The sequence below is a fragment of the Bacillus cereus group sp. N24 genome, assembly GCF_016483345.1.
GTDB classification, from domain to species: Bacteria; Bacillota; Bacilli; order Bacillales; family Bacillaceae_G; genus Bacillus_A; species Bacillus_A toyonensis.
In genome coordinates this window covers 32708-49372 of sequence record NZ_JAEHCA010000006.1, presented here as the reverse complement: position 1 = coordinate 49372, position 16665 = coordinate 32708, and the positions used below count along the sequence as shown (strand labels likewise).

Here is a 16665-nt window from a genome sequence, read left to right as displayed (position 1 = left end):
TTTAAGTTGAACCAATTATCGCTTGATCGATTACATCTGAATCATTGACAGTCGTTGCGCTTTGATAATTGTAGACAGAAACATTATCTCCAACGTTAAAAGAGCCGGCCCCAGCGAAAGCACGTGAATAACTAATAGGCCTAATCGCAAATACATCTCCAATGTGAAAAATACCACTTGACCCAATATTGACGATACGAATATGTCCGACCATAGCTGGCATATAAAACACCTTTCGTTTTTAAAATTTTCTTTTCTACTATTGTATGGGCGTTTTCAATAAAATGTGTGTTTTTTTGAAATAAAAGAAACACACACGTTATTGCGTGTGTGTATCGAGTGTTTGATTATGGTGAAAATTCGTATGTACATGCCAAATTACATTTAAGAGCCTGTCCAGTTCTTGGCTACAATCCACTGTTTTTTGAGAAGTCATTCCGTAGCGTTCAGCAAAATAGATCATTTTTTCACGTTTTTTTTCAATAGCTTGCTCAAACATTGAAATCGGCTCCATCTCTAAATGAAATTTTTAGTATATATGTAGTACATATTATACAAAAATCGCATAAAAAAGAAACAACTTCGCTAAAAAAAGTAAAAATTCTACATTTTATGTCAAATAATGAATGAGTAACGAATAAGGCGTGGGAAGAATATTGTAAAAATTAGCGTGCATGAGAAGGTTTTTTTCTTATAGATGCGAATACAATTAAATGGTATGAGTTTTAGGATGGAGAGTGGAAATATTGCGTTTTGTAACGGCGAAGAAAGAGGAAAAGGTATTTGTAGGTATTGTAGACGAAGAGGAAGAAAAAGTACTGCACTTAAGAGAAGCGCAAAGACAAAAAGGGGAAAAGGTTACGATTCCGATTACAATGTTAGAGTGTATTGAAAGAGGGACTGAATGTCTTGAGAAAATATGTGAAATTGTAAATTGGGCAAAGGAAAATGAAGGGGTAGCGTATTATCCGTTAACAGAGGTGAAAATATTAGCACCAATTCCAAGGCCAAGAAAGAATATACTTTGTGTTGGGAAAAACTATCGTGAACATGCAATCGAGATGGGCGGAGTAGAGTCTATTCCGGAAAATATAATGATTTTTACGAAAGCACCAACAACAGTTATTGGAATTGATGAGAAAATCAATGGGCATTCCCACGCAACGAATGAACTAGATTATGAAGGGGAACTAGCTATTGTTATTGGTAAGCGAGGGAAGCAAATAAAAAAAGAAAAAGCGCTTGACCATGTTTTCGGATATACAGTTATAAATGATGTAACCGCTCGTGACATTCAAAGGAAACATAAACAGTTTTTCCTTGGGAAAAGCTTTGATACGTTTTGTCCGATGGGACCGTATTTAATGCATAAATCAATGGTTGAAACGCCGAACGCATTACACATCGAAACAGTAGTAAATGGAGAAGTAAGACAAACTTCAAACACAAATAAAATGATTTTTTCAATTGAAGAAATTATTTCAACGATAAGTAAAGGGATGACATTAGAACCAGGCGATATTATCGCAACAGGAACGCCGTCTGGTGTCGGAAAGGGCTTTACACCACCGAAGTTTTTACACGCTGGTGATGAAGTGGTCATTACAGTAGAGGGAATTGGTACTTTGCGAAATGTAGTGAAATGAAGAAAAAAGCTATCTTGTATAAAGATAGCTTTTTTCTATGGTCTTGGGTTATAGAGGTAATCGATAACGGCAAAAGTGTAAAGACTAATTAATGCAAGTGTACAAATGCCAAATAATATAACCGCAAGTGCGCTTTTTTCTCGTCCAAATCCAATAATAGTAAGAATAACAGCAGTCCAAAATGATGCTTTCAGTAGTGTGAGTGTAGTAGGAGTTGAGTAATGAAGCCATGTTGTGGAAAGGATGAAACCAAAGAATGTAACTAAAATAAAAGCTGTAGCTAAATAGTTAATATGTTTACCATATCTTAATAGCATGTCGCACCTCCTTCTATGAATGGAAATACAGAAAATTACAATTAAACTTTAATATAAATCACTATAAAAGGAAAGAGGTTGTCCTAACGTGTAGGACAACCTCTCTATCATTACGATAATACAGCTTTAATTTTTTGGAATGCCCACTCTAAATCTTCTTCAGAGATTACTAGAGGTGGTGCGATACGAATTACATTTTCGTGTGTTTCTTTACATAATAGACCAGCTGCTTTTAGTTGTTCACAGTAAGGACGAGCTGGCTCGTTTAATTCGATACCGATGAATAAACCTTTACCGCGAACGTCAGTAATCATTGGGTTATCAATTTCTTTTAATTGCCCAACTAATTTTTCTCCTAATTGAAGAGAACGCTCTGTTAATTTTTCTTCTTCTAACACTTCAAGAGCTGCGATAGAAACAGCACATGCAAGTGGGTTACCACCGAATGTAGAACCGTGAGAACCTGGCTCGAATACACCTAAAATGTCGCGGTTTGCTGCAACGCAAGAGATTGGGAATACGCCGCCACCAAGTGCTTTACCAAGTATGTACATGTCAGGAGTTACATCGTCCCAGTCGCAAGCAAATACTTTACCAGTACGGCCTAAGCCTGTTTGGATTTCATCTGCTACAAATAAAACGTTTTCTTTTTTACATACTTCAAGAGCTTCTTTTAAGAAACCAGCTGGTGGAATGTTAATTCCTGCTTCACCTTGAATTGGCTCTAAAATGAATGCTGCTGTATTTGGTGTAATTGCAGCTTTTAACGCTTCTAAATCACCGTAAGGAATTACAATAATGCCAGGAAGCATTGGACCGAAGCCACGCTTGTACTCTTCGTTTGATGACATAGAAACAGCACCCATCGTACGTCCGTGGAAGTTATCTTCACAAACGATGATTTCAGCGCGGTTTGCTTCTACTTTTTTCACATCATAAGCCCAGCGGCGAGCTGTTTTAATTGCAGTTTCAACAGCTTCTGCACCTGTATTCATTGGAAGTACCATTTCTTTATTAGTTAGTTTCGCAACTTTTTCGTACCAAGGGCCTAATTGATCACTATGGAAAGCACGAGAAGTTAACGTAACACGATTAGCTTGGTCAATTAAAGCGTTAATAATTTTGGGGTGACGATGACCTTGGTTAACTGCAGAATATGCACTTAATAAGTCCATATAGCGATTTCCTTCAGGATCTTCTACCCAAACGCCTTCTGCTTTAGAAATAACGATTGGAAGTGGGTGATAGTTATTTGCTCCGTATGTGTCTGTAAGTTCGATAATATCCTTAGTTTGAATCATGATTGTTCCCCCTTTTGTTATTACAAGAAGTTTGTAAATACTCTAAATATTATAGCATTTAAATGTAAAAAAGCGAAACATTTCCTGAAAATAAATGAACATGTTATCATATAGAGTGAAAAAGTGTGAAAAGAGGAGGTAGGGGATACGATGGTACATATGCATATTACAGCATGGGCGTTAGGTTTAATTTTATTCTTCGTTGCGTATTCACTTTATTCAGCAGGAAGAAAAGGGAAAGGTGTACATATGGGGCTTCGTCTTATGTACATTATCATTATTGTGACAGGTTTCATGTTGTACATGGGTATTATGAAGACTGCAACAAGTAACATGCACATGTGGTACGGTTTAAAAATGATAGCTGGTATTTTAGTTATCGGTGGAATGGAAATGGTTCTTGTGAAAATGAGCAAGAATAAGGCAACAGGGGCAGTTTGGGGATTATTTATTGTCGCACTAGTAGCGGTATTTTACCTTGGACTGAAATTACCGATTGGTTGGCAAGTATTCTAATAAAAAATAAAACCACCGTATCTCTCAAATGTTTGGGGGATACGGTGGTTTTATTTTTATGTCGCATCGATATGCAACTCTTCTCCATTTACTTTCGTAAAACGGAAAATATTTTTATTTGAAGAAGAGTGACGAACGAAATGGTGCTGCAGTGTACAGATCATCTCTTCATTATCAAATAAAAGAATATTTACTCCCTCGCATGCTTCCTCTTTCGGTAAGAAGGATAAATAATTATGGCAATACATGCAATCATATAGAGAGTAATGAAGTGATTGCAATGATTCTGTTAATAACGCAAAAACAGAATCGGGTAATTCCTCAAGCCATTCATGATAGCTAAGGAGTAATTTTTTACGAATGCGTATCATTTCCCCGTTTTGGAGGGGGTGTTGTTCATTTGCGATTTGCAATATGTTTTGTTCATAAAAACGAGCTGGTAGCCAGTTGTTGTTATATAAAACCTCAAAGCCATCTTCGGCAATATCTTCTAATAAAAATGCTTCGTCATTTTCATCATCAAAGAATACCCATTCATTGTTTATATATTCTACATTACCGACTGAATGAGCACGAGGCTGGTTATATAAAATATGTTTACGTTGTATCATACACGATTTCTCCTTTATGAAAAGTAGTTATTCTTGTTATAGACAGTTCGCGCGTTCTTTATAACTAGACACATCCGGACATAGGTGGGCATACAATAAAACACGTTTTACTGAGTGAAATTACTATTCCGTATACGGATGGTAGGTTATCGTCAAGTTTGTCATTTTTTTGTATCCGCACTTTTAGAGTGGGGATTACTGCACGTTCAGGAAAAGTAATAAGATGGAAGGATGATTTATATGTGCGGGATTACAGGATGGGTAGATTATAAACGCTCATTAGAAGGAGAAAGGGCCGTCGTTATGAAGATGGCTGAGACGTTAGCGAAGCGTGGCCCAGATGATAATAAAGTTTGGATTAAGGGTAATGTCGCGTTTGGGCATAAACGGTTAATCGTTGTTGACCCTGAGGGTGGTAAACAGCCGATGACTTGTTTAAAGGATGAAGCGAATTATGCAATTTGCTATAACGGCGAACTTTATAACACGGAAGACATTCGAAAGGAACTTTTAAGAAGAGGGTATACGTTCAAAGGTCATTCTGATACGGAAGTATTATTAGCATCGTATATTGAATGGAAAGAAGAATGTGTCGATCATTTAAACGGTATATATGCGTTTGCTGTATGGGACGAACGGAAAGAACAAGTATTTATTGCAAGAGATCGATTAGGTGTAAAACCGCTATTTTATAAATATGATAGTGGACGATTACTATTTGGCTCAGAGTTAAAAGCGATACTAGCGCATCCTGATGTGAAGGCTGAAGTAACGTTAGAAGGGTTATCAGAAATATTCGGCCTCGGACCATCTAGAACGCCTGGTCACGGTATTTATGCTGGTATAAAAGAATTACGACCGGGCCACGCAATGACATTTTCAAAAAATGGTTTATGTATATGGAGATATTGGAATGTAGAGAGCAAAAAACATGAAGATTCCTTTGAAGAAACAGTAGAGAAAACACGCTTTTTATTACAAGATGCTATTACAAGGCAACTCGTTTCTGATGTACCGTTATGCACTTTTTTATCAGGTGGTGTAGATTCAAGTGCTATAACAGCAATTGCCGCAAAAGAATATGAAAGATCAGGGAAAGGGCCATTACACACGTATTCTATTGACTATGAAGATAATGAAAAATATTTTAAAGCAAATGCATTCCAACCCAATTCAGATGCGCCGTTTATTAACTTAATGACTGAAACGTTTCAAACGACTCACCATCGTTGCGTCATTTCAAATGAACTGCTAGCAGAGTGTTTAACAGAAGCGGTGCTCGTTCGTGATTTGCCTGGTATGGCAGATATCGATTCCTCATTATTATGGTTTTGCCGCGAAATTAAACAAGACTTTGTCGTCGGTTTATCTGGAGAATGTGCAGATGAAATCTTCGGTGGGTATCCATGGTTTTATAGAGAAGATGATTTACAATCAAGTGCATTCCCATGGATGCGCTCTACAGAAGCACGTGAACAACTTCTGAAGAAAGAATGGAGAAGTAAATTAAATTTACAACAATATGTACAAAGGCGCTATGAAGAATCCATTCAAGAAGTTCCTATTTTAGAGGGAGAAAGCCCACTAGAAGCGAAGAGACGACAATTATTTTATTTAAACATGGTATGGTTTATGACAACATTATTAGACAGAAAAGACCGCATGAGTATGGGAGCGAGCTTAGAAGTGCGCGTTCCATTTGCGGACCACCGACTAGTCGAATATGCGTGGAATATTCCTTGGGAAATGAAAATGTATGAAAACCGCGAAAAAGGTCTATTGCGTAAAGCTTTAGAAGGGATACTTCCACATGACATTTTATATAGAAAGAAGAGTCCTTATCCGAAAACGCATAACCCGCATTATACAAAAGCGGTAACAGTATGGCTACAAGATTTATTAACGGATAAAGGCTCAATTTTGCATGAACTGTTTGATAAAGAGCAATTGAATGGATTAATCCACTCAGGCGGAAGTGCATTCCAAACACCTTGGTTCGGTCAATTAAACCCAATGTAACTACATTAAAAAAGTATAGTTGACTTGAGTTTAATATTTCCATTGTAAGTCCTTAATCTCTATTACTGGTGCAATAGGATTTTTTCCTGTTCTCGCTGGTTTTATTACCTCGACAGATATAGAAGATACAAATGAATTTACCGCTGCTTTCTTAGATTCATTGTTTAAATGAAACCATTCATCCTTCAATCGACTTAATAAATCTTTTATTTCAACAGAAGAAACGGTGTCTTCTGTATTAGCAAGTTGCTTTTGGATTGTGGTTTCTTCTTGTATAATTACAGCCATTTCTTTTTTATATTCATTTTGGGAAATGTCACCTTCTATGAATAAAAACTTTAAACGTGATTTTTTCTCTTGAATTCTATTATATTGTTCTTGTAAATTACTTAGTTCTACAGGTTGATCTACAGTGTCATCAAGGTCAATAATTACATCTTCTAATAAATTTAAAAACTCTTTTTCAATTACATCCTCTGAAATTTGAGGCATGTCACACATTCCTTTATGCTGTCGTGAACTACATCGATAAGACATTACAATTCTATTTTGAGCCCTTACCTGTTTATGTCCTAAAAAGTGTTTCCCACATCTTGCGCATCTTAAAACATTGGAGAATACGAAAAAATTTTGCAATCTAACTTTTCCTATCTTTCTACTATTTTGGATTTGTTGAATGGTATACCATGTGTTTTTATCAATAAATGTTTCAAAATCTTTCTGAGCTATATCCGTTAGGATGTCATCTCCCCAGCGGATTTTACCGATGTAAATAGGGTTGTTTATAATATAACGAACCGCATCATAATTAAATATTTTTCCTTGTTTGGTTTTAACACCACGACTGTTCAATGACTTGACAATACTTGTTACACCCTTAGTTTTATACATCTCGAATATGTATTTTACAATTTCAGATTCGGCATGATTTATATACAAGTTACCTTTCTTTTGGTCATATCCCATAGGTGATTTAGCTCCATTTCTAAGACCTAATTCAGCCTTTTTTTGCATGGAGTCTCTTACACGTTCTGCTGTTGTTTCACGCTCCCATTGTGCAAGTGTCGCAACTAATGTGATAAACATTCTTCCAGTAGCGGTTGTTGTATCAAATATTTCTGTACTACTCTTAAATTTAACATTATATTCATCCATTGTTTTTAGAATGGAATGTAAATCTGAAACGGAACGAGTGAATCGGTCTAATCTGTAAACGAGAATAATATCAAATTGTTTTTTCTTTATATCTTTTATCATTTGCTGAAAAGCAGGTCGTTCGGTATTTTTTGCACTGTATCCTTCGTCACAGTAATCATCTACAACTACCCAATCTTGTGATTTAGCATATTGTTCAAGACGAAGTTTTTGCATATCTAATGAAATACCTTCTTCAACTTGCATGTCGGTGGATACACGTCTATAAATGACACACTTCATTGTATATAACTCCTTTCTTACTAAATTTCTATAGCATATGTTTTTTTAAAAGCGATTAGACAAATGTTTTATAAAAAGTATTTGAGGTTTAATGTATGAATGGGTCAACTACTTGATTGACTTTCGGGCCCAGTGAGAAAATCTCACTGTTCATCCAACTGAATGAAATCATATAGTTCTTCCATACTTACATTAAGTTGAGAAGCGATATTTTTAGCGGTTTGATACGACATAACTCTATCGTTGTTCGCGTAAGAATGTATTTGTTGTTTAGCCATACCAAGTTTCAGTGCTAGATCTACTTGAGTTAATCTCTTCTCTTTTAATATTTCATTCAGCCGGCATTTGCCGACTACATACACCTTTTCACCGCCTAATTATTGAATTATAGGGCTTACGCTATATAAAAACTTTCCTATAATCTTTATATCTTCACAGTTATCTCGTGAGTATTGTTGGTCTTTAAAGCTTTCATCATGTGAACAAGGTTCTAAAACAATTAAATCCGTAAATTTATAAACTTTTTTTAAAGTTGCATAATGTCCATTTACAATTACAGCCGCTATTTCTCCATTTTCCACATCAGGTTGTTTTTTTAATACTGCGTAATGACCATCAGGAACAATTTTGTTCATGGATTCACCATGTACAACGAGTCCAAACATTTCATCAATGTTACCTATTTGATATGGAGGGGTAATTCTATCAACTATATCTTGTACAGCTTCTATTGGTGTACCAGCCGCTATTTTACCGATTACAGGTATTTCACGTTTTTTTCTTGGTCTATTTTTCGTGGTAGGTGCTTTATCGCTAACAAATTGAAGTTCTCCGTTCACAACCTCAACTTTAACGTTTCTATAAGTTGTATCAATATCAGCTTTTGTTACACCGAAGACAGCAGCCATTTTCTCTAAAACACCTGAGCTTGGTTTAGCCCTGTAATTCATATAATCACTTAATGTACTTCTTGCGATGCCGATTTGATTAGCTAAGTCAGATTGAGTCATATCTTTTTCTTTTAAAAACTTTTTTATGTTTCTTACTATAGTTTGTTTTTGTAAATCAGTCATAACGTCACCTCCTATATTGACTACGTGTTTAATATATCATATTACGAATTATTCGTAAAGTGTACGTTTTGTATGGTTTTTTCGTACTTTTGTGTTGAAATTACATAAATTTAGTAATACAATAAATCTCGAAGGAAGGGGGTCACACAATGGATTATTTCAAAAGAACATTAAACGAACTACGTGAAAGTGCAGGGTTCAATCAAACAGAACTTGCGGATATATTAGAAGTATCCCCAAAAACGTTATGGTTATATGAACAGGATTCAACTAACATGCCAGATGAATTAATCAAAAAGTATATGTACTTATTTGACATTCCTTACGAGGATATATTTTTTGGACCTAAGTACGAAAAATTCGTACAAGTAAAAGAACGCGTTAGAGAAAGAGCGAGCGTTTTAAAAAAAATCGTTTCATGAAGTTGTATTTTAAATGGATAGTCCAACTGTCCCACATACATATAAATGCATTGAGGTGATAGAGCATGAGTGGGGGACAAATCATTCGTGATGAAAAAGGAAATGTTGTGAAAATAATACCTACAAAAGAGCAATGGAAAAAGTTTTTAACACCGTTAATACCAGCTGCACGGGAGCTCATTTTACAAAGGAAATTGGAACAAAGGAATAAACAAAACGAAAGTAAATAATTTTTTTGAAATGGTTGCGAAATTTGACGATAAATTTTTGTTCTACAAATCCAAAGAGGAGAGTGAAGAGAAATGAACGGAGTATTATCCGCAAGTAGATTAATGAAAGCGTCAGAGGTTGTAAAAAGATGTGCTGAAGCGAAGAACAGCCCTGCGCAAATGTTCGTGGAAGAGATGAAAAGAAGGCGTGAATTAAGTGAAATGAACCGTAAGGTTTCATCTTGAAGGGAGGTGAGTTAATTGTTCAAAGGTTATTGCTTTATTGAAAAAGACGGACAGTTTTGTCCAGCGGTTAACCTTGCGAATGCACAAGAAACTTGGAACTACGTAAATTTACAAAAGCATATTTTCCCTGAAGTTCGAATTTGTGATGAAGATGATTTTACTGTAGTTCATGCACTCGATGGAAAGATTGTATTTCCACAAGAGTGGGTTGTAATGGAACAGAAAATGAATGAGGTGAGTTAATTGGCCAATCAAGAATACGCAGTTTACAAAGGAGAAAATCTTTTGTGTATGGGTACAGCATTTGAGTGTGCTCAAGTGTTAAAAGTGCAGCCGGATTATATTAAATGGCTTACTACTCCAACTGCAAAACGTAGATTGGCCAAACGAAAGAATCCGGATAAATGTACAGTAGGCGTTAAGTTATAATCTGAAATTTTGAGGTGAGTTAATTGAAGGAAGTAACATTGGTTTTTAAATCAGGTGCAAAGGTTAGTTTTACAGCTGAACAATTTAAAACAATTACAAATGGATTTGGTTCTTTAACGAAAATAGAATATACAGGTGCAACTCCGACAGTACCATTTCACATTAGTGTGAGTAATATCGATGCAATATTTGTGAAAGACATTGGTGGAAAGGAATCTACTAAAGAACCTGATCATCCAATTGAAGATTTCTATGGTTGTGAAATTAAGCAAGATGATAAGTATTTTATGTTCGGCCAGGATGCTGTACTTGAAGGAAATCTAACGAATTACTTAATTGCGGAACAAAATGTTGAATGCTTTCGAGCTGTATAAAAGTAGAAACCGCCAGTTGGGGCTGACGGTCTAATAAAAACACATGTTGAGGTCATTATAGCATGAATTGATTTCGTGTAAAGGAGTGTAAAAGGATGGATAAGCAATTAATGCCTAAAACTGCATATCTAGTAAGGGTAGGTAATTTATTTATTAGCAATCCAGGTCCATTGGTAGTAACGAAGTTACCAAAAGATGCAATGGAATTCGAATATGAAATATCAAAACAAGTAGCCAACAATGTTGGGGGAGAAGTTATCCGTAAAACAGTGGAATATGCCAGGGTGGTGGAATCCTAATGGATATTAAAGCGATTGAAGAACATGTACAGGCTATTAATACAGCAAGAGATATTGGGGTCTTGAATACCTTTGGAAATGAAGTGCAAGTAACTGATGAATTGTTTGAAGAACTTTTGAACGAAAAAGGAGATTTGGAAGTAGTAACACGTGAGTGTTCTGATTATCCTTTTCGAGCTAACTTCAAGCGAAACGGCATAACCTTTTATTCTATCCACACGGAAGAACAAATAAAAAATATCTTTGGAGGTAATATCGATGAACTCATTACAAGAAATTGAATTAGCGGAAGTTGATGAATTACAGGATGCGGAGAAGCAATTTGAAATTAGTGATTTGGAAGGCCTTAATTGGGCATTTCGTAAATTGACTGCACTTAAAGCGGAAGAAAAGAAAATTACAACGTTGGCAAATGTTGAACGTGATCGTATTGCACAATGGGAGCAAAAAGAATTAAAACCTATCCACGATAGTATTAGTTTCTTTGAAAGTCATATCCATCGTTACCATGCGGAACAACTTGCAGCGGATCCAAAACAGAAAACAATTAGTACGCCTTACGGTAAATCGAAAACTCGTAAGAGTAGTGAAGCGCCGGAACAAAAAGATAAAGCCCAGGTACTTCAATATGCTATTGAAAATCATCTTGATGATTGTCTAAAGACGGAAGTTAAATGGGGTGACTTGAAGAAGAAATTCAAGATTGCGGAAATCAGCGGTGAAAAAGTAGTTGTGGATGAGGATGGGCAAATTGTTCCAGGGGTTACTGTTAAGCCTGAATCTATTTCTTATAGTGTGGAAGTCTAGAAATGATTCAGTTTTACAAAGGAATAAGGTTAAAGCTTATTAATCGTAATTACAAAAATTATTCAGCAAAGCGATTTACATTAGGTGGAACAAATCAAAATGTATGGATTCCTAATAAACATTTAAATCCTGACGGATCTATAAAAGAAAACGAAAATATCGATTATGTATTTCGAAAAGCTAAAAGGCAGCTAGAGCTTGCTGGGTATACGGAGCCAATCATTGGCATAAAAAGACGTTCGATTGTGGAGGTTTAATAAAAATGGCTAAAGTAAAAATTGAAGTAGATGTAGATTGGTTAGAAGAAGGTGAAAACCTTGATGATTTAATCAAAAGTCAAGTTATCAGCGGCTTACAGGATAGATTGATTCAAAAAGCAGAACAAAAGGTCTTAGCGAAAATTGAACGTGAAGTTGAGGAAAAAGCAAAGGAAGTTGTAGATAGTTTTATTCATGGAGCATTAGAAAAGAAAATCGATGAATTAAAAATACCACATAAGAAAAGTGGTTGGGGTTCGGAAGTGGAATTAATACCGATTAGCGAGTTTATTGGTATGAGGTATGAACGATATCTAACAGAAAAAACACTTGATGAAAATGGACGGGAAGCTAAGTATTCAGGTGATAGAAAATTATCCATAAGCGAGTATTTCATTAAAAATTATCTTGCTAAGGAACTTACGTCTAAAGTTAGCACGATGATTCAAACTGCAAGAAAAGATGCAGAAGAAACGATAGTCAAGGCGCTTGAAAACAATCTAAAAGAACAATTATCCGTAGACATTATTCAAAGACTTAATATCCCGCAAATGTTGGAGAGTCTGCAAAATAAAGCTACAGAATTAGATATTAAAGAATAGGGGTGATTAAATGTTCCAAGTAACGGAAGCAAAACGTGAAAAGATGAAAGCTGTAATTGGTTTTATCGGCTGTAGTGGTTCAGGTAAAACAGGTAGTTCTTTACTTGTAGCTTTTGGGATGATGCAAGAAGCATACCCTAATTTATCAGAGGAAGAATTGTGGAAGAAGATTGGTGTTATTGATACAGAACATGAACGCTCAAAACTTCATGTAGGTCTTGTGTATGGAGAAACGAAAATAGGGAACTTCCTTCATATCAATTTCACTCCGCCGTACACAACTGAAAGATATAACGAAGCGGTTCAAGTTATGAAGAAGGCTGGTGCTGAAGTACTTATCATCGATTCCTTGTCACATAACTGGCAAGGAGAAGGCGGCATTATAGAAACACATGGTGAAATGTCTGGTAACTCATTTCAAAACTGGGGCAAGCTTTCATCTGAAACTACTAAATTAATAAAAACGTTAACTCAGAACAATGTTCATATATTAGCAACTTTACGAACTAAAACTGAGTATGTAGTAGAGCCTGATGCAAAAGGAAAAATGGCCCCACGTAAAGTTGGTACTAAGCCAGTGCAGAAGGATGAAATGGAATATGAATTCATGCTTAATTTTGTAATCGATATTGACCATATAGCGGATACTTCAAAGGATAATACGCAAATGTTCGAAGGACATCCACAGAAGATTACTGCTGAAGTAGGTCGCAAATTATACAAATGGCTTGAGTTGGGTGTTGATGTAAAAACCGAGGAAGAAAATGAAAGAAATACACTTATTGATCAAATTAAAGAAATTGCTAGTACAAGTGATGATGCAGCGAAGATGCTTTCTGAAATTGAATTTAAGACTAATCAAAAATTAGAAGATTTCAATATGAAATATTTAAAAGTTGCATTAGAAAGATTACAAGCTTTTAACAACAAGGAGGAAAAATAATGTTTAAAGTAGATCACAGTCAAGCGGTAGAATTTGAGGTAATTAAGCCAGGTGAATATGAAGTAATGGTTGTTAATTATGAATTAAAGCAAGCAGAGTCAGGCAATAACCGAGTAATCGTTGATTACGAGATTCGCAGCGATGTGGACCAACCATTCCAAGGTCAAAAGATTCTGTTTGATAATTTTACGGTTACAGAAAAAGCAATGTGGAGATTCCAAGCAGCATCAAAGGCAGCACAATTCCCGGATGGAATGCAATTTAGCAGCTATAAGGAATGGGCTGATACATTCCTGAATAAACCATTGCGATTAGTAGTAGGTGAGCGTGAATATAACGGTAAAAAATATCCGGAGGTAAAAGGATTTAAGGTTTCTGAAGTAGCAGCTCCAAGTACTAACGTTGAAATTTCAGATGATGATGTACCATTCTAAAAATTAATTAACAAGATTCAAATAGGAGGGAGCTACTAACGGCTCCCTTTTCCAAAGGGAGAAAATCAAATGAGATATAAATTTAATCAAATACCGGCAGAGCTTAAAAACACTCCTCATTGGATCTTATGGCGGTCAGAAGTAAGAAATGGTAAGAAAACAAAAGTTCCTTATCAAATCAATGGGGAAATGGCTCAATCGAATAATAAACGGAGCTGGTCAACGTTCCCAACGATCATAAAATTCTTTGAACAAGGAGATTATGACGGAATTGGATTCATGTTTTCAAAGGATGATCCATTCATTGGAATAGATATTGACCATTGTATTCAGGAAGGTGCTCTTACAAGTTTAGCTGAGGATGTTATTGAAATCGTAAATAGTTACACTGAATATTCACCAAGTGGTGATGGCATCCACATTATCGCAAAAGGTAAGCTGCCATTAAAAGGACCAGGTACAGGACGGAAAAATGTTGATATCGGATTAGAAGTATACAGGCATGGAAGGTATTTTACTTTCACTGGTGATTGTCTGGATCAAGTTCCTGTGGAGGATAGAACGGATGAATTAAAAGTTTTATTTGAGAAGTATTTGAAAGAAAAGCCAAAGCCTGAAAAGAAACAAAGTACTACTTCATTTGAACGAGAAGATATTACTAGTTTATCGAATGCAGAATTATGGGAGCGAATGTTTGATAGTAAAAGCGGTGCAGCCATTAAAGATTTATTCCAGGGCATGTTGATTAACGGAGATCATTCTTCAACTGATATGGCTTTATGCAATCATTTAGCGTTTTGGACAGATAAAGATGCTGCAAAGATGGATTCAATGTTTAGAGAGTCTTCCTTACTTCGGGAGAAGTGGGATAAACCACATTCAAGTGATGGCCGTACATATGGCCAAATGACAATTGATACAGCAATTCTTTCAACTCCTTCCACAATAGCTGATTATGAACCGCCTGAAGAGAAAAAGTATGAAGTTTACATTTCTGATAACTCAATTGAAGATACTGAGGAAATTATCGATGAAGCGCCAAAGTTTCATTTAACTGAGTTAGGAAATGCTGAACGTATCGCATATTATCATGGCGAAAATGTTCGGTACTGTAACGAGTTGGAATGGCTTATATGGAATGGTAAGCATTGGCATGAGGATAGTAAGAGACAAATTGAAGCTATCACGGCAAAAACGTTGAGAGCTATATATGGAGAAGCAAAGGCTACAGAAGATAAATATCAATCAAAGTTACTGCATGATTGGGCTAAGAAGTGTGAAAGACGGTCAATTAGGATAAATAGCATATTGGATGTAAGACCGATGGTATCAGTGAAAAAGAAAGAATTAGATGCTCATAACTTTTTATTTAACTGTGATAACGGAGTTATTGATTTAAAGACTGGTGAATTATTACCACATGACCGTAACTTGTTATTAACAAAGATTTCTCCAATCAAGTATGACAAAAATGCTGAGTGTCCAAACTGGAAAGCTTTCTTGGAAAGTATTTTTAAAACACCTACAGGTGAAGCGGATCATGAATTAATTAACTATCTGCAGAAAGCTATTGGTTATTCATTAACCGGTGTAACAAAAGAGCAAGTAATGTTTTTCTTATTTGGTAATGGCCGTAATGGTAAGTCTACTTTTATTAATATCATCCAGGATCTACTCGGTGATTATGGAAGACAGACAAACAGTGACACCTTCTTAAAAAAGAGAAATGATTCAGGAATCAATAACGATGTGGCTAGATTAGATGGAGCTCGTTTTGTATCGGCTGTTGAGAGTGAAGAAGGACAACAATTATCCGAAGCCCTGGTGAAACAAATCACCGGTGGTGAGAAAATGTCAGCTCGTTTCTTACGCCAGGAATACTTTGAATTTACACCAGAGTTTAAGGTGTTTTTCACTACCAATCATAAGCCAATTGTTAAAGGTTCGGATGAAGGTATTTGGAGAAGGATTATGCTTATTCCATTTACCGTAACGATACCAAAAGACAAGATTGATTATGATCTACCAGATAAATTAGCAAAAGAAATGCCAGGTGTTTTGCGTTGGGCAGTGGAAGGCTGCATGAAGTGGCAGACCGAAGGGTTGCGTGCTCCTGAAGCCGTGAAAGCAGCGACAGCTGAATATCGTGAAGATATGGATATACTTGGGCCATTTATTGATGAAAATTGTTCGGTTTATTCTACAGCAAGAATTGAAGCGAAGTTGCTGTATGAAAATTATACAAAATGGTGTTATCAAAATAACGAAATGGATTTAAAGAATCGTGCTTTTTATCGTCAGTTAGAAATACGTGGTTTTAAAAAAGAAAAGGGTTCAAAAAACAAAACGTATATTCATGGAATGACATTAAATGAATTTGCAGGAGCTAATTTATTTTCCAATGATGAAAAAGAGGAAAAAGGCAATGTAACTTCTATAAATAGGAAAAAAGTTTGATTTTGGGTTACTGAGGGTTACTGAACTATTTTTTTAATAACCCTTATAAATGTTGTTATATCAATGTTTATAGCTTATGGGTTACTGAGGGTTACTGAATTTTCTATAACAGCCTATAAGAAAATAAATAAATAAAAAAATAATATATATATAGGGCTTTAATAGAAACTCAGGTAATCTTAATAACCTTTATGATCAAAAATAGTCCTGAACCCTTGTTATGACTGGTTTTGTAGTGGGTTACTGAATAAAAAACTTAGTAACCC

At 35.6% G+C, this 16665-nt stretch carries 25 protein-coding genes; 17 read left to right on the top strand and 8 right to left on the bottom strand.

Annotated features, from left to right (window positions below; genetic code table 11):
* Nucleotide 1: 1 nt before the first annotated feature.
* Both gerPA and JDS95_RS11380 read right to left on the bottom strand, forming a co-directional pair.
* Nucleotides 2–223 (bottom strand): spore germination protein GerPA, encoded by a 222-nt coding sequence (gene gerPA / locus JDS95_RS11385; RefSeq protein ID WP_001111187.1) that lies wholly within the window; start codon nt 221–223, stop codon nt 2–4.
* 96 nt (nt 224–319) lie between these two features.
* A complete protein-coding gene (locus JDS95_RS11380; RefSeq protein WP_000462852.1) occupies nt 320–499 on the bottom strand; it encodes an aspartyl-phosphate phosphatase Spo0E family protein in 180 nt (59 codons plus the stop codon).
* A 247-nt stretch (nt 500–746) separates the two neighbouring features.
* Between JDS95_RS11380 and JDS95_RS11375 the strand changes: the two genes are divergently transcribed.
* A complete protein-coding gene (locus tag JDS95_RS11375) occupies nt 747–1646 on the top strand; it encodes a fumarylacetoacetate hydrolase family protein (RefSeq protein WP_001213082.1) in 900 nt (299 codons plus the stop codon).
* A 35-nt stretch (nt 1647–1681) separates the two neighbouring features.
* On the opposite strand, the gene JDS95_RS11370 is transcribed toward JDS95_RS11375, so the two are convergent.
* Together JDS95_RS11370 and rocD are read right to left on the bottom strand one after the other, a co-directional pair.
* The gene (locus JDS95_RS11370) at nt 1682–1963 is read right to left on the bottom strand and encodes a hypothetical protein (RefSeq protein WP_199690516.1); all 282 of its coding nucleotides are present in this window, start codon (nt 1961–1963) and stop codon (nt 1682–1684) included.
* Nucleotides 1964–2073: 110 nt separating this feature from the next.
* Nucleotides 2074–3264, bottom strand: a complete 1191-nt coding sequence (gene rocD / locus JDS95_RS11365; protein ID WP_000616647.1) for an ornithine aminotransferase — start codon at nt 3262–3264, stop codon at nt 2074–2076.
* A gap of 150 nt (nt 3265–3414) precedes the next feature.
* On the opposite strand from rocD, the gene JDS95_RS11360 reads away from it, so the two are divergent.
* Entirely contained in the window at nt 3415–3780 is a 366-nt protein-coding gene (locus JDS95_RS11360) for a YisL family protein (RefSeq protein ID WP_000233490.1), read from the top strand.
* A 56-nt stretch (nt 3781–3836) separates the two neighbouring features.
* Here JDS95_RS11360 and JDS95_RS11355 read toward each other — a convergent pair whose 3' ends face one another.
* Nucleotides 3837–4391: a DUF2777 domain-containing protein gene (locus JDS95_RS11355; protein ID WP_000616037.1), complete on the bottom strand. Its 555-nt coding sequence runs from the start codon at nt 4389–4391 to the stop codon at nt 3837–3839.
* 240 nt (nt 4392–4631) lie between these two features.
* On the opposite strand from JDS95_RS11355, the gene asnB reads away from it, so the two are divergent.
* Nucleotides 4632–6410: an asparagine synthase (glutamine-hydrolyzing) gene (asnB, locus tag JDS95_RS11350; RefSeq protein WP_199690515.1), complete on the top strand. Its 1779-nt coding sequence runs from the start codon at nt 4632–4634 to the stop codon at nt 6408–6410.
* Between the two features lie 30 nt (nt 6411–6440).
* Here asnB and JDS95_RS11345 read toward each other — a convergent pair whose 3' ends face one another.
* The 3 genes from JDS95_RS11345 to JDS95_RS11335 form a co-directional block, all read right to left on the bottom strand.
* Nucleotides 6441–7847: a recombinase family protein gene (locus tag JDS95_RS11345; RefSeq protein WP_086421001.1), complete on the bottom strand. Its 1407-nt coding sequence runs from the start codon at nt 7845–7847 to the stop codon at nt 6441–6443.
* A 143-nt stretch (nt 7848–7990) separates the two neighbouring features.
* Entirely contained in the window at nt 7991–8209 is a 219-nt protein-coding gene (locus tag JDS95_RS11340; protein ID WP_086421000.1) for a helix-turn-helix domain-containing protein, read from the bottom strand.
* Between the two features lie 15 nt (nt 8210–8224).
* Nucleotides 8225–8920 (bottom strand): LexA family protein, encoded by a 696-nt coding sequence (locus JDS95_RS11335; RefSeq protein WP_006919336.1) that lies wholly within the window; start codon nt 8918–8920, stop codon nt 8225–8227.
* 149 nt (nt 8921–9069) lie between these two features.
* Here JDS95_RS11335 and JDS95_RS11330 point away from each other — a divergent pair, with 149 nt between their 5' ends.
* The 14 genes from JDS95_RS11330 (at nt 9070) to JDS95_RS11265 (ending at nt 16399) form a co-directional block, all read left to right on the top strand.
* Nucleotides 9070–9342, top strand: coding sequence for a helix-turn-helix transcriptional regulator (locus tag JDS95_RS11330; protein WP_086420999.1), 273 nt, complete (start codon nt 9070–9072; stop codon nt 9340–9342).
* Between the two features lie 65 nt (nt 9343–9407).
* The gene (locus JDS95_RS11325) at nt 9408–9572 is read left to right on the top strand and encodes a hypothetical protein (protein WP_194792534.1); all 165 of its coding nucleotides are present in this window, start codon (nt 9408–9410) and stop codon (nt 9570–9572) included.
* 72 nt (nt 9573–9644) lie between these two features.
* The gene (locus tag JDS95_RS11320) at nt 9645–9797 is read left to right on the top strand and encodes a hypothetical protein (RefSeq protein WP_199690514.1); all 153 of its coding nucleotides are present in this window, start codon (nt 9645–9647) and stop codon (nt 9795–9797) included.
* A gap of 15 nt (nt 9798–9812) precedes the next feature.
* Nucleotides 9813–10040, top strand: coding sequence for a hypothetical protein (locus tag JDS95_RS11315; RefSeq protein WP_199690513.1), 228 nt, complete (start codon nt 9813–9815; stop codon nt 10038–10040).
* Complete coding sequence (locus tag JDS95_RS11310) at nt 10041–10226, top strand: hypothetical protein (protein ID WP_199690512.1); 186 nt, start codon at nt 10041–10043, stop codon at nt 10224–10226.
* A 23-nt stretch (nt 10227–10249) separates the two neighbouring features.
* On the top strand, nt 10250–10600 hold the full coding sequence (locus tag JDS95_RS11305) for a YqaI family protein (protein ID WP_199690511.1): 351 nt from the start codon (nt 10250–10252) through the stop codon (nt 10598–10600).
* 95 nt (nt 10601–10695) lie between these two features.
* Nucleotides 10696–10899, top strand: coding sequence for a hypothetical protein (locus JDS95_RS11300; RefSeq protein ID WP_030028350.1), 204 nt, complete (start codon nt 10696–10698; stop codon nt 10897–10899).
* Nucleotides 10899–11180, top strand: coding sequence for a hypothetical protein (locus JDS95_RS11295; RefSeq protein ID WP_137000181.1), 282 nt, complete (start codon nt 10899–10901; stop codon nt 11178–11180). The genes JDS95_RS11300 and JDS95_RS11295 overlap by 1 nt, the downstream gene beginning before the upstream one ends.
* Nucleotides 11158–11706: a host-nuclease inhibitor Gam family protein gene (locus tag JDS95_RS11290; protein WP_199690510.1), complete on the top strand. Its 549-nt coding sequence runs from the start codon at nt 11158–11160 to the stop codon at nt 11704–11706. The genes JDS95_RS11295 and JDS95_RS11290 overlap by 23 nt, the downstream gene beginning before the upstream one ends.
* A gap of 2 nt (nt 11707–11708) precedes the next feature.
* The gene (locus JDS95_RS11285) at nt 11709–11963 is read left to right on the top strand and encodes a hypothetical protein (protein ID WP_087949494.1); all 255 of its coding nucleotides are present in this window, start codon (nt 11709–11711) and stop codon (nt 11961–11963) included.
* 5 nt (nt 11964–11968) lie between these two features.
* Complete coding sequence (locus JDS95_RS11280; RefSeq protein WP_199690509.1) at nt 11969–12565, top strand: hypothetical protein; 597 nt, start codon at nt 11969–11971, stop codon at nt 12563–12565.
* 10 nt (nt 12566–12575) lie between these two features.
* Nucleotides 12576–13508 carry a DEAD/DEAH box helicase family protein gene (locus tag JDS95_RS11275; RefSeq protein WP_199690508.1) on the top strand — a complete coding sequence of 311 codons (933 nt, stop codon included), beginning with the start codon at nt 12576–12578 and terminating at the stop codon, nt 13506–13508.
* Nucleotides 13508–13942: a DUF669 domain-containing protein gene (locus tag JDS95_RS11270; protein ID WP_199690507.1), complete on the top strand. Its 435-nt coding sequence runs from the start codon at nt 13508–13510 to the stop codon at nt 13940–13942. Before JDS95_RS11275 ends, JDS95_RS11270 begins: the two co-directional genes overlap by 1 nt.
* Nucleotides 13943–14011: 69 nt before the next feature.
* Complete coding sequence (locus tag JDS95_RS11265; RefSeq protein ID WP_199690506.1) at nt 14012–16399, top strand: phage/plasmid primase, P4 family; 2388 nt, start codon at nt 14012–14014, stop codon at nt 16397–16399.
* The last annotated feature ends 266 nt before the right edge of the window (nt 16400–16665 follow it).

Bases quoted from the DNA above. Each gene is read 5' to 3' on its own strand.
- gerPA (WP_001111187.1), bottom strand. From the start codon at position 223: ATGCCAGCTATGGTCGGACATATTCGTATCGTCAATATTGGGTCAAGT.
- JDS95_RS11380 (WP_000462852.1), bottom strand. From the start codon at position 499: ATGTTTGAGCAAGCTATTGAAAAAAAACGTGAAAAAATGATCTATTTT.
- JDS95_RS11370 (WP_199690516.1), bottom strand. From the start codon at position 1,963: ATGCTATTAAGATATGGTAAACATATTAACTATTTAGCTACAGCTTTT.
- rocD (WP_000616647.1), bottom strand. From the start codon at position 3,264: ATGATTCAAACTAAGGATATTATCGAACTTACAGACACATACGGAGCA.
- JDS95_RS11360 (WP_000233490.1), top strand. From the start codon at position 3,415: ATGGTACATATGCATATTACAGCATGGGCGTTAGGTTTAATTTTATTC.
- JDS95_RS11355 (WP_000616037.1), bottom strand. From the start codon at position 4,391: ATGATACAACGTAAACATATTTTATATAACCAGCCTCGTGCTCATTCA.
- asnB (WP_199690515.1), top strand. From the start codon at position 4,632: ATGTGCGGGATTACAGGATGGGTAGATTATAAACGCTCATTAGAAGGA.
- JDS95_RS11345 (WP_086421001.1), bottom strand. From the start codon at position 7,847: ATGAAGTGTGTCATTTATAGACGTGTATCCACCGACATGCAAGTTGAA.
- JDS95_RS11335 (WP_006919336.1), bottom strand. From the start codon at position 8,920: ATGACTGATTTACAAAAACAAACTATAGTAAGAAACATAAAAAAGTTT.
- JDS95_RS11330 (WP_086420999.1), top strand. From the start codon at position 9,070: ATGGATTATTTCAAAAGAACATTAAACGAACTACGTGAAAGTGCAGGG.
- JDS95_RS11325 (WP_194792534.1), top strand. From the start codon at position 9,408: ATGAGTGGGGGACAAATCATTCGTGATGAAAAAGGAAATGTTGTGAAA.
- JDS95_RS11320 (WP_199690514.1), top strand. From the start codon at position 9,645: ATGAACGGAGTATTATCCGCAAGTAGATTAATGAAAGCGTCAGAGGTT.
- JDS95_RS11300 (WP_030028350.1), top strand. From the start codon at position 10,696: ATGGATAAGCAATTAATGCCTAAAACTGCATATCTAGTAAGGGTAGGT.
- JDS95_RS11295 (WP_137000181.1), top strand. From the start codon at position 10,899: ATGGATATTAAAGCGATTGAAGAACATGTACAGGCTATTAATACAGCA.
- JDS95_RS11290 (WP_199690510.1), top strand. From the start codon at position 11,158: ATGAACTCATTACAAGAAATTGAATTAGCGGAAGTTGATGAATTACAG.
- JDS95_RS11285 (WP_087949494.1), top strand. From the start codon at position 11,709: ATGATTCAGTTTTACAAAGGAATAAGGTTAAAGCTTATTAATCGTAAT.
- JDS95_RS11280 (WP_199690509.1), top strand. From the start codon at position 11,969: ATGGCTAAAGTAAAAATTGAAGTAGATGTAGATTGGTTAGAAGAAGGT.
- JDS95_RS11275 (WP_199690508.1), top strand. From the start codon at position 12,576: ATGTTCCAAGTAACGGAAGCAAAACGTGAAAAGATGAAAGCTGTAATT.
- JDS95_RS11270 (WP_199690507.1), top strand. From the start codon at position 13,508: ATGTTTAAAGTAGATCACAGTCAAGCGGTAGAATTTGAGGTAATTAAG.
- JDS95_RS11265 (WP_199690506.1), top strand. From the start codon at position 14,012: ATGAGATATAAATTTAATCAAATACCGGCAGAGCTTAAAAACACTCCT.